Raw genomic sequence first — 9,977 nt, 5'->3', positions numbered from 1 at the left:
GGACGGTGCCGACGGGGCGCCGCCGGATGCCGTAGCCCCGGTCCCGCCCGGCGCGGCCGACGGCTGCCCGCCGCCCGCGGGCGCCGCCGTGGGCCAGCCACCGGGCCGGCGGCCACTGCCCGCGGCCGCCGCGGTGGGCCAGGCGCCGGGACCGGAGGCGGACGGAGGAGCAGCGGGCGGGGACGGGGCGGCAGCCGCTTGGGGCTGCCGCGGAGCAGGCGCCGGGGACTGCTGCTGAGCGGGCGCGGTGGACTGCTGCTGAGCGGGCGCCTGGGACTGCTGGGCAGGTGCCTGAGGAGGCTGAGCAGGTGCCTGAGACGAGGAAGCCTGGTGCTGCGGCACACCCCCCGCCGACCCGGCACCCACCGGCCCGGAACCCGCAGGCCCGGCACCCGCCGGACCAGCAGCCGTGGGACCTGCGGCCGCCGGCCCGCCCCCGGCTCCAGCACCCGCCCCCACAGCCGTACCGCTGTTACCGCCACCGCCCCCGGGGTGGGCCGACTGTCCCCCCGATGCCCGCACCGCCGCCCGCGCCGCAGCGGCGCCCCCACCGGGCGGAACCGGCGCGCCGGCCGCTTCCGCTCCCCCATGGGCGTCGGGCCCCGGCACGTACCCCATCGCGGGCATGCCACCGCCCGAGGAGAAGTTGCCCCCGCGCTCCAGACGGTCCAGTCGGGCCATCACCGACCGCTCGTCGCCGTACGCGGCGGGCAGCAGCACGCGCGCGCAGATCAGCTCCAGTTGGAGACGGGGCGAGTTGGCCCCGCGCATCTCCGTGAGTCCCTCGTTGACCAGGTCGGCGGCGCGGCTCAGCTCGGCGGCGCCGAAGGTGCCGGCCTGGGCCTGCATCCGCTCGATGACATCGGCCGGGGCGTCGATGAGCCCCTTCTCCGCCGCGTCCGGCACAGCGGCGAGGATCACGAGATCCCGCAACCGCTCCAGCAGATCGGCGACGAACCGCCGCGGATCGTTACCCCCTTCGATCACCCGGTCCACGACATCGAAGGCCGCGGCCCCGTCCCCGGTCGCGAACGCCTCCACCACGGAATCGAGAAGAGACCCGTCCGTATATCCGAGCAGGGCGGTCGCCATGGCATACGTCACGCCATCCGCCCCAGCGCCGGCGAGCAGCTGGTCCATGACGGACATCGAGTCACGCACCGACCCGCCGCCGGCCCGCACGACGAGCGGCAGGACCCCGTCCTCGACGGGGATGTCCTCCTTCTGGCACACCTCGGCGAGGTAGTCCCGAAGGGTCCCCGGCGGCACGAGCCGGAACGGATAGTGATGCGTCCGCGACCGAATGGTCCCGATGACCTTCTCAGGCTCGGTCGTGGCGAAGATGAACTTCAGATGCTCGGGCGGCTCCTCGACGACCTTGAGCAGCGCGTTGAAACCGGCCGACGTGACCATGTGGGCCTCGTCGATGATGTAGACCTTGTACCGGCTCCGCGCGGGCCCGAAGAACGCCTTTTCCCGCAGGTCACGGGCATCGTCCACACCACCGTGCGAAGCGGCGTCGATCTCGATGACGTCGATCGAACCGGGCCCGTTCCTGGCCAGGTCCCGGCACGACTCGCACTCCCCGCACGGCGTCGGCGTGGGCCCCTGCTCACAGTTCAGGCAGCGCGCCAGAATGCGCGCACTGGTCGTCTTGCCACACCCACGCGGCCCGCTGAACAGGTACGCGTGATTGACCCGGTTGTTCCGCAGCGCCTGCTGCAACGGGTCAGTGACATGCTCCTGCCCGATGACCTCGGCGAACGACTCCGGGCGATAGCGGCGGTACAGCGCGAGAGACGACACGCCTACGAGGTTATAGGCGCCCACTGACAACGAGCCCCGCCCACGAAGCCGAGCGCCCCACCCGACTCCGCAAACACAAGCGCCCCCCACGCACCCGCCAGAGCCGACCTACCCTTGCTGCCTTCCGGCCCTGGGGGAGTTCAGTCAGATAGCGCCGCGTGAGGGGCTGCACGAAGAGTACCCGATGTCAGCCCCGGGGAACGAGTTCGCGAGCACTCCTCTCGGTCATGTACTGTTTCCGGCGGAGGATTCGCCTAGAGGCCTAGGGCGCACGCTTGGAAAGCGTGTTGGGGGCAACCCCTCACGAGTTCGAATCTCGTATCCTCCGCCAGTGCCTCACCGGGCACGATGTCGAAGGGCCCCACCGCTTGCGGTGGGGCCCTTCGACGTTGTCCGTCTCAGTTTCCGTCTCAGTTGGATTTTCCGGCCGTGCCCGGCGGCTCCCAGAGCGCGTCTCCGACTTGCTGGGCGACCTTGCGGAGCATGGTCCCCGTCACGTGCATGTACCGAGCGCGCATCCGGGCCGCTCCCCCAGGCTCCCAACCCATGATCGAGTCGATGACGACGTCCGGGACGCCGAGGATCAGCAGGACCGTAGCTGCGGTGTGGCGAGCGTCATGGAGACGGCCGTCTCGGAGGCCAGCATCCCGAAGCAGCCGCTTCCAGATATGGAAGTCGGTGTTCGGGCTCAGCGGCCCGCCCGTCGGCGAGGCGAAGACGTACCCCTTGCCCTCCCAATCGGCCCCGGCCTCGACCCGCTCCCGTTCCTGCACCTCCTGGTGCTGGCGGAAAATCTTGATCAGCGGATCGGGCAGGCCGATGGTGCGCCGTCCGGCTCGGGACTTGGTGGACTTGTGTTCACGCCGGGTCTGCTCCCGCTGCGGGCAGTAGCCAGCCTTCCGGCCACACGGATCGGCACCGCAGCCGTGCGCGTACTTGGGGCGCAGTCGGTTCTTGCGGATGCGGACGTACCCCGCGTCGAGGTCGACGTCCTCCCAGTGCAGACCGAGCGCCTCCCCCTGCCGGAGACCGAGCGCCAGGGCGACGACCCAGCGGGCGCTGTTGCGGAGCTTGGCCGCTTCGACGAGGAGGCTCTGTACCTCCTCGATCGTGTACGGCTCGATGTCCTCTTCTTCGAGGCGCGGAGCCTTGGCGATCTCCGCCACGTTGGTGGAGACATGCCCGCGTCTCTCGGCCTCACCGAGGGCGACCCTGATCGTCCGATGGGCGTGGTGGGCGGTGCCGGCGGAGCTCCCGGACTCCTGCATCTTCCGGTAGAAGCGCTCCAGGTGTTCGGGCTCCAGGCGGTCGAGTTTGTGGGCGCCCAGGCCGGGGACGAGGTGAACGCGTACGTCTACCTCGTAGCCGTCGTACGTGTTCTCGGAGACGTACGGCTTGGCGATGTTCTCGACCCAGTGCTCAAGCCAGGCTTGGACCGTCCAGCTCTGGCCGGGTTTCCTGAGCTTCTTCTCGTCCCGCGCCCGCTCCATCTGGCGGACGGCCTTGGTCACCTCCGCCTTGGTTTTGCGCTCGATGTGGCGGCGGTCCGGCTTGCCGTCATCCCGGACGCCGACCGTCACCCGTCCGTGCCACTTTCCGTCCTTGCCGAGGTAGATCGACGAGGCACCGTTGGGCTGGCGGGTGCGCTTCTTCTCTGCCATGGCTTCCCCTCAGGCCGCTTCGGCGGGTCGGTGGCGCAGCTTGGCCACGTATGCGGGTATGGCGTCGGCAGGGATGCGGCGAAGCCGTCCGACCGTGACCGACTCGATCTCTCCGGCCAGCACGAGCCGGAAGCACGTCGTACGACCGATACGGAGCCGACGGGCTGCCTCCTCGACGGTCACGAGCACCAAGGAAGGGTCGTCGACCTCCAGCACGGTGGCAGCGGGCCGGGACTCAGCCATGGGTTGGTTCTCCTTCCGTTCCGGGGGCGGGTTCGAGGGATGCGGCAAGCCAGGCTTCGGCGTCAGACAGGCCGGTTCCGGCGAAGACCCAGTGCGCGAGGACGTACGTCGTGTCGGGCTCGGGGCCGTTGGCTGCTGCGGCATGGGCTCGCCGCCATTCGGCGCGGGCGTCGCGGAGGGCGCCGAGGGTGGTGGAGTAGCGGCGGGACTTGGTGGAGAAGTGGCCGCGGAATCCGAGCATGTGGGCCCAGGCGCGCAGGCGGAGGTGTTCGAGGTCCTTGCGTGCGCCGAGGGTCCAGGCGGTGCGGATGAGGCGGCGGGCGTGGTCGCTGATGTCGAACTGGGCCAGCTCGGCGGCGAACTTGAGCGGTCGGTCGAGAGCCCCTGTCGCGGTCTCGGCTCCCTTGGTGGCGTACTTGGCGATGTACGCCGCTACGGCCCGCTCGGTCAGCTCCTGGCCGCCGTTGAAGTCAGCCGAGCGGATGGTGCGTACGTCGAGTTGGCGGCCGAAGGTGAAGGCGTGCGCACGGCCGTCGATGACCGGGCCGTCCACGCGCACCTTGGCAGCGGCAGTCCGGATGGCGTCGGTGAGCAGCTCGGCCGTGGCCCAGGTAGGGGGTGGGGTGTCGCCGCCGCTGGGACCGTCGATGCGGATGACGGCGTGGAAGTGGACCGCGCCGCGCTTCTGGTACTCGGCGACCTTGGCGAAGGACACAGGGGCGTGCTCGCGGAACCTGCGCTGAGACAGGCCTGCGCGCTTGGCGACCTCTCGGCGGACGTAGGTGGAGAAGCGCCGCCAGAGCGGACCGGCGTGGGCGTTCCAGAGGACGGCGGCTTGGTAGTCGTAGGTGTCCGGGTCGAGCGGGGTGCCGAGTACGTCGTCGTCCTGGTCGTGGTGGGTGCCGCAGCGGCAGGGGCGTCCGCTGGAGGGGCGGTTGTGGACCGGGCCGAAGCTCGGCGCGGTGAAGGTGGCGAACACGCGCGGGTGGGCGGCGACGTGTTCGGGGATGCCCTTGCCGCCGCGCAGGCCGGAGGTGATCAGGTGGAAGGTGTCGCGGCGGTAGACCTCGGCACAGGCTGCGCAGCGGGTCGTGCGGCGGTTGTTGCAGCGGACGAGGAGCTGTCCGGCCGGGAGGCTGGTCGAGTCGAGGTGGTGGAGGACGTTGCCGATCTCGCCGGTCGTGGTGTCGACGTCGTACTCGGTGCGGTGGCCGTCGAGGCGGATCGGGTGCGTGCAGCCGCCGAGCCCGGAGAGCTGGCGCAGGATACCCGGCAGCGTGCCCTGCGCGGCCAGGTTCGCGAGTTCCGGGAGTGGTGCTGGAGTGGTGCGGGTGAAGATGGCGTTTCCCCTTCTGGCTGGCACGGTCGGGAGGAACAGGCCCCGGGGCGGCGAAATGCTTGGTCGTGTGCCGCCGCCCCGGAGGCCAGCGCGGTTCAGCGGCGGTGGTGGTCGCGGAGCATGGAGCGCAGGACGACGGCGGCCACGGCAACGGAGATGGCCGTGACGGCGACGGCCGCCAGGAGCGCGGTGAGGACGACTCCGCCGACGATCAGGGCCGCGACGGTTTTCTGATCGATGGAGACCGACGGGAGCGAGCGCCGTACGGGTGCCGTCTGGGTCGGGGTGTGGGTGTGCGCGGGCGGCGGGCTGTCGGGGTACTTCGGGAGGAACACGGTCAGGGCTCCTTATCTACTCGTCTAGGTATATGAGCCGTTTATGACGGTCACGCCGGAGCGCGTGCCGGACTCGATGGCGAGTGCGAGGAAGGTGCGGGAGAGCCAGAAGCCGAAGAGGGTGATCAGGACGACGATCCAGACGCGGACGCCGAGGAACCTGACTGCTCCCCAGGCGAAGAAGCCGAGGACGACGACGAGCGGGAGGCTGACGGTCACGGGGTGCGGGTCCTTTCAGCGGACGGGGCAGCGGTGGGTACGGGCGGCCAGCTCGGCGGCGGCACGGCTGTCGTAGTCGGCGGAGAAGCCGCAGCGCGGGGCGGTGCAGGCGGCGGTGTGCTTCTCCCGGCCCCGGTCGGGCGATGCCGGCGGCGAGTGGACCAGGAGGGTTCCGCCGAGGAAGGCGACCGCGGGCCAGCCCGCCACGAGGATGCGGAGCCAGGCCGGGACGTGGTCCACGTCGAGCAGTCCGGCGGTGGCGACGTTCGCGCCGAGGGACGCGGCGAGTGCGATCAGGAACCGGCACCACCCGGCCGCTTTCGCCTCCCCGGAGCGCAGTCGGCGCCAGGCGGCGACGAGCAGCAGGTCAACGCTGATCGGGTAGGCCCACGCTTTCCACCCGTCCTGTCCAGCCGCCGAGGCGACGTCGTGCAGGTGGGCGAAGGACAGCGCGGCGGCGATGACTGCCTGAACGAGCACCGCATCGACACGGGCCAGGTGGGCGCGCATGCTGCGGCTCCTTCCGAATTCGGGCATGGGAGGGGTAGGGACGTGGCGTGAGGCGGTCACGCCGACCGGGGTTGAGTGGTGGCGCGGGTCAGTCGGTCACCGGTCGGGGCCACACGGCCGGGCCCGGTGTCTCGACGGGCCGTACGGGCACGTCGGGCCTGAAGGGCTTGAGCGCGGGCAGGTCGGGGACCAGGTGGGCCGACTCGCGGCAGGTCTCGGCAGCGTCACCGAGGGACAGATACGGCGTGCGGATACGGGACCAGCCACCGGAGGTGTCACCGGCCACGGCGAGGCCGGGCCGTTCGGGGGCAATGCCACAGGCGGCCATGACCGCTTCGGGGGCGATGTCGCCGAGCGCCATCTTCGCGGAGGCCTCGTCGTTCACCCGGTGGCAAACGCGGCCGGTCAACTGGGCCCGCAGCATGGTCGCACCCTTGCCCAGCTCAGCGCCGAAGCGCTGCCCGCAAACCTCCAGATAGATGCCGGCCGCGCGGCCGAGCTGGGCGAGCCGGATGAGCTGAGTGACCATCTCGTCGCGCCGCTCCTCGTCCTTCCTGGTAGCGACGAGGAACAGTTCAGCCACCTCGTCCACGAACAGCACGACCGGGACCGGACGATCACGCTCAGGCAGCCCCCAGACGTCCGAGGTGATCTCCTCGGCCGGAGTGTCCGGGGCGATGCCTTGCCGGGCCTTGATCAGGTCGTATCGATCCTCCATTTCCTTCACGAGCACGGGCAGCAGCTCTGCTGCCCGTTCGGGTTCGGTCGCCAGCGCAGAGAGTCGGGCCGCGAACGGCGCCAGCTCCACACCGCGCTTGCAGTCGATACCGACGAGGGCGACCGACTGAGGGGCGAGTCCGGCGATCAGGTGCCGCAGATACATGGACTTGCCCGACAGCGTGGCGCCGAGGGTGAGTTGGTGGGGCACGGCCCGGTAGTCGCGTATGAACGGCATGGCGTCCTCCCGCAGCGCCACCGGCACCTGATGGAACCCGGTGTCCACCTTGCGAGGCATCCGCACCCGCCGCAGCACATCGAAGCCAACCAGCCGCAGCTCCACCACACCGGGCTTGACCGTGGTCACGTACACGGCGTGAACGCCCCAGGCATGCCGCAGCCGTTCCGCCGAGGCGGCGACATCAGCCGGTTCCTGCCCCGGAGCGAGCCGCAGACGGAGCCGCAGCCCGGTCGATGTAGGGCGGATGATGCCCCGACGCGGCGGTACGGGACGAACGTCACGGCGAGTGGTGGCCTTGACCCGCCAGCATCCGCAGCCGGGATGGAGCCACGGTCAGGCCGCAGGCCTCCATGACCGAGCCGTACGAGCTGAGGAGCCGGGCCGTGGATATCGGCAGGCCGACCGTGGACCAGTACACCCCGGGATGCTTGGCCCGGGCGTAGGCGGCCCCGCCGCCGAGTGCGGCGACAGGACCACCCACCTCCAGGAGTGTCGTCAGATCGGTCATCAGGCAGCGGCCCCGGTGGCGGCCGGGAACGCGGCCGGAGTCACGGCGGCGGCGCGGTAGGCGATGCCGTGCCGCTACTGCCCGTTGAAGACGCTTTCCCACGGCCGGGCCACCAGACCCGGCAGCGAGACCGGAGCCCCGAGCGTCAGCCCCTCGGAAACGCCGCTCTCGGGAACGGTGACCTTGATCAGCGACGACTCACCGTCTTCCAGGTAGACGACGCCGATCGTCATCAGTGCCTCTCCGCTGGTGGCGTCCTTGGCGATCTCGCCGGTCTGCCGGTCGCGGACCTTGTGCTCGGGCGCCTCGGTCAGCAGGATCGTTGCGGCCGAGGTCTCTACACGGATGGTGCGCAAGACCTCTTCCCATCTACTCGTCTATACAAGATGCAGCGTTCGAACCCGATCTCCCGGGAACGGCAACCACCTTGCCACAGCACTTACCCACTCGTCTATACGAGTATGCCTGTTGGGGCGTACGAGTTCGGAGAAGCGTCCCCGCGCACCACCGCCGATCACGCAATCACGTCGCCGGGAGCTGGTACGACAGCACGTACGCGTCCGCCGCCATGACCGTGTCACAGACCTCCACAGCCCGCCCTTCCTGATCGAACGCGGTCCGGATCAGATGAATGACCGGCACGCCGGAGGCCAGCCGCAGCGTCCGGACCTCATCCGGCGAGGGCATCCGGGCACGGATCTCTTCCTCGAAGTGGTCGAGGCGGTGACCCAGCTCCTCAAGCCGGGCGTAGATGCCACCGGGCCCGGGGTTCGGCTCGGCGATCGGCGTGCCCCGCGCGATGTCGAGCGGCAGATACGAGGTAGCGAATTCCACCGGCCGCCCGTCCAGCAGATACCGGCGACGCCGGGCCAGCACCCGTCGCACGGATCCGAGCCGGGTGGAGACGTCCTGACTGGCCTTCTCCTCCTTGACCTCCAGGCTGTCCACCTGCGGGTGACTGCCGGCGGCGTCGGCCTCCACGATGAACGCGGACTTCCCCTGCTCGCGGTGACGCCGGGCGAACCGGTCGGAGGCGAGCCGCCGTACAGGCGGTCGTGGTCGCACGAAGACACCCTTGCCGTGCTCGGCGTGCACCAGGCCCTCGCCCTGGAGGACGGAGAAGGAGTTTCGAACCGTCATACGGGAAACCCCGTAATGCTCGACAAGTTCGGCCTCGGAGGGCAGCTTTTCGCCCTCGCGGAATCGCCCACGGTCGATGGCCTCGCGCAGCTGGTCGGCGATCTGCCGGAAGACCGCACGATCGCTCGTGGGGTCGAGATCGCCGAGGAGGCCGGAGGAAAGAGAGGGCACGTGTACTCCTTTAGGTATCTAGACGAGTGGGCGAGCTTTGTTGCTACGGTGGAGAGCCTAGCCAGCCGAGAGGGCAGAGGAACGTGAGCACCGACCGTCCGCACTCCGTGAGCGTCGCCGGAGTCATCGTCGACGACCAGGACCGCGCCCTCTTGATCAAGCGCCGCGACAACGGCCACTGGGAACCCCCGGGCGGAGTCCTCGAACGCGAGGAAACCATCCCCGAGGCACTCCAGCGCGAAGTTCTCGAAGAAACCGGCATCAAGATCGCGCTTCCCGCGACCCTGACCGGCATCTACAAGAATATGAAGGGCCTGATCGTCTCCATGGTCTTCCGCTGTGAAGCCGCCGACGGCACGCCCACCACCGGGGACGAGACCCGCGCGCTGCACTGGGCCACCCGCGAAGAAGTCATCGAACTCGCCGACGAGGCGTACGCGATCCGCGTCCTGGACGCATTGGACGCGGTATCCCCGCCGGCCATCCGCGCCCACGACGGCGTGAAACTCGTCTAGCCCGAACCCGCTGCACATGGCGGCCTACCAGCACGAAGGAACTTGTATGCACGAGTATACGAGCACCGCCCGGGTCTGGGGACTCACTTGCCCAGGTTTTCCGGAAGAGGTCAGCCGGGCCCGCCGCTGGACACGGGACATCCTGCGCGGATCTCCCCTGGCCGACGACGCCGAGCTGATCGTGAGCGAGCTGAGCGCAAACGCGATTGTTCACACGGCGAGCGGTGGGGCAGGCAGCTTCCACCTGGCCCTGGCGGTCTCCCCCAAGGTGGTCGCCCTGTCGGTCACCGACGAGGGAGGGACGGGCACCGCCCCGAAGGTCGAGCAGCCAAGCGAGGACGCGGTACACGGCCGCGGCTTGGGCATGGTCAGCGTCATCGCACACCGGGTCGTCGTCCACGGCAGCCACAGCGGCTACACCGTCACCGCCGAACTCTTCACGGGCAGCCAGCCGGGAGGACACCCGTGCTGATGGACAAGCGAGCAATGAGGAAGTTTCATCGTGATTCGTGCAGGTCAACGGCCCTGGCGTGACGGGTGGTTGGGCTGCTCGCGCATGTCACGAGCGTGAT

General features: G+C 69.8%; 10 protein-coding genes, 1 tRNA gene, 1 other RNA gene and 2 pseudogenes. 3 read left to right on the top strand and 11 right to left on the bottom strand.

Going from position 1 to position 9,977, the window contains the following annotated elements; all coding sequences use genetic code 11:
- Positions 1 to 1,806 (bottom strand): DNA polymerase III subunit gamma and tau (locus H8R17_RS42950; protein ID WP_187828608.1); only part of this gene is annotated, 1,806 nt, incomplete at its 3' end.
- 72 nt (positions 1,807 to 1,878) lie between these two features.
- Positions 1,879 to 1,977, bottom strand: an RNA gene (ffs, locus tag H8R17_RS42945) — signal recognition particle sRNA small type.
- Positions 1,978 to 2,049: 72 nt separating this feature from the next.
- Between ffs and H8R17_RS42940 the strand changes: the two genes are divergently transcribed.
- A tRNA-Ser gene (locus tag H8R17_RS42940) sits at positions 2,050 to 2,137 on the top strand.
- Positions 2,138 to 2,216: 79 nt separating this feature from the next.
- On the opposite strand, the gene H8R17_RS42935 is transcribed toward H8R17_RS42940, so the two are convergent.
- From H8R17_RS42935 to H8R17_RS42895, 9 genes and pseudogenes are all read right to left on the bottom strand, one after another.
- Positions 2,217 to 3,467 carry a tyrosine-type recombinase/integrase gene (locus tag H8R17_RS42935; RefSeq protein ID WP_187828607.1) on the bottom strand — a complete coding sequence of 417 codons (1,251 nt, stop codon included), beginning with the start codon at positions 3,465 to 3,467 and terminating at the stop codon, positions 2,217 to 2,219.
- Between the two features lie 9 nt (positions 3,468 to 3,476).
- Positions 3,477 to 3,710 (bottom strand): excisionase family DNA-binding protein, encoded by a 234-nt coding sequence (locus tag H8R17_RS42930; RefSeq protein WP_187828606.1) that lies wholly within the window; start codon positions 3,708 to 3,710, stop codon positions 3,477 to 3,479.
- A complete protein-coding gene (locus tag H8R17_RS42925; RefSeq protein ID WP_187828610.1) occupies positions 3,703 to 4,986 on the bottom strand; it encodes a replication initiator in 1,284 nt (427 codons plus the stop codon). Before H8R17_RS42925 ends, H8R17_RS42930 begins: the two co-directional genes overlap by 8 nt.
- Before the next feature lie 158 nt (positions 4,987 to 5,144).
- The gene (locus H8R17_RS42920; RefSeq protein ID WP_187828605.1) at positions 5,145 to 5,384 is read right to left on the bottom strand and encodes a SpdD protein; all 240 of its coding nucleotides are present in this window, start codon (positions 5,382 to 5,384) and stop codon (positions 5,145 to 5,147) included.
- Between the two features lie 24 nt (positions 5,385 to 5,408).
- The gene (locus H8R17_RS42915; RefSeq protein WP_187828604.1) at positions 5,409 to 5,603 is read right to left on the bottom strand and encodes a hypothetical protein; all 195 of its coding nucleotides are present in this window, start codon (positions 5,601 to 5,603) and stop codon (positions 5,409 to 5,411) included.
- A 15-nt stretch (positions 5,604 to 5,618) separates the two neighbouring features.
- A complete protein-coding gene (locus tag H8R17_RS42910) occupies positions 5,619 to 6,113 on the bottom strand; it encodes a DUF2637 domain-containing protein (RefSeq protein WP_187828603.1) in 495 nt (164 codons plus the stop codon).
- An 88-nt stretch (positions 6,114 to 6,201) separates the two neighbouring features.
- Positions 6,202 to 7,579: pseudogene (locus tag H8R17_RS42905) on the bottom strand (FtsK/SpoIIIE domain-containing protein).
- A pseudogene (locus H8R17_RS42900) lies at positions 7,579 to 7,935 on the bottom strand (hypothetical protein). Before H8R17_RS42900 ends, H8R17_RS42905 begins: the two co-directional pseudogenes overlap by 1 nt.
- Positions 7,936 to 8,101: 166 nt before the next feature.
- Positions 8,102 to 8,890: a GntR family transcriptional regulator gene (locus H8R17_RS42895; RefSeq protein ID WP_059419018.1), complete on the bottom strand. Its 789-nt coding sequence runs from the start codon at positions 8,888 to 8,890 to the stop codon at positions 8,102 to 8,104.
- Between the two features lie 107 nt (positions 8,891 to 8,997).
- Between H8R17_RS42895 and H8R17_RS42890 the strand changes: the two genes are divergently transcribed.
- Positions 8,998 to 9,405, top strand: coding sequence for an NUDIX hydrolase (locus tag H8R17_RS42890; protein ID WP_187828609.1), 408 nt, complete (start codon positions 8,998 to 9,000; stop codon positions 9,403 to 9,405).
- A gap of 46 nt (positions 9,406 to 9,451) precedes the next feature.
- Entirely contained in the window at positions 9,452 to 9,877 is a 426-nt protein-coding gene (locus H8R17_RS42885) for an ATP-binding protein (RefSeq protein ID WP_187828602.1), read from the top strand.
- Positions 9,878 to 9,977 lie beyond the last annotated feature (100 nt).

Origin of the sequence: Streptomyces sp. TRM68367, from assembly GCF_014495685.1 — a bacterium.
GTDB lineage: Bacteria > Actinomycetota > Actinomycetes > Streptomycetales > Streptomycetaceae > Streptomyces.
Note: the sequence above shows the minus strand (reverse complement) of the source record. Positions and strands in the feature narration are given on the sequence as shown.

What these genes read in the sequence shown, in the direction of transcription:
- H8R17_RS42930 (WP_187828606.1), bottom strand. Translation starts at nt 3,710, where the DNA reads ATGGCTGAGTCCCGGCCCGCTGCCACCGTGCTGGAGGTCGACGACCCT.
- H8R17_RS42935 (WP_187828607.1), bottom strand. Translation starts at nt 3,467, where the DNA reads ATGGCAGAGAAGAAGCGCACCCGCCAGCCCAACGGTGCCTCGTCGATC.
- H8R17_RS42910 (WP_187828603.1), bottom strand. Translation starts at nt 6,113, where the DNA reads ATGCGCGCCCACCTGGCCCGTGTCGATGCGGTGCTCGTTCAGGCAGTC.
- H8R17_RS42885 (WP_187828602.1), top strand. Translation starts at nt 9,452, where the DNA reads ATGCACGAGTATACGAGCACCGCCCGGGTCTGGGGACTCACTTGCCCA.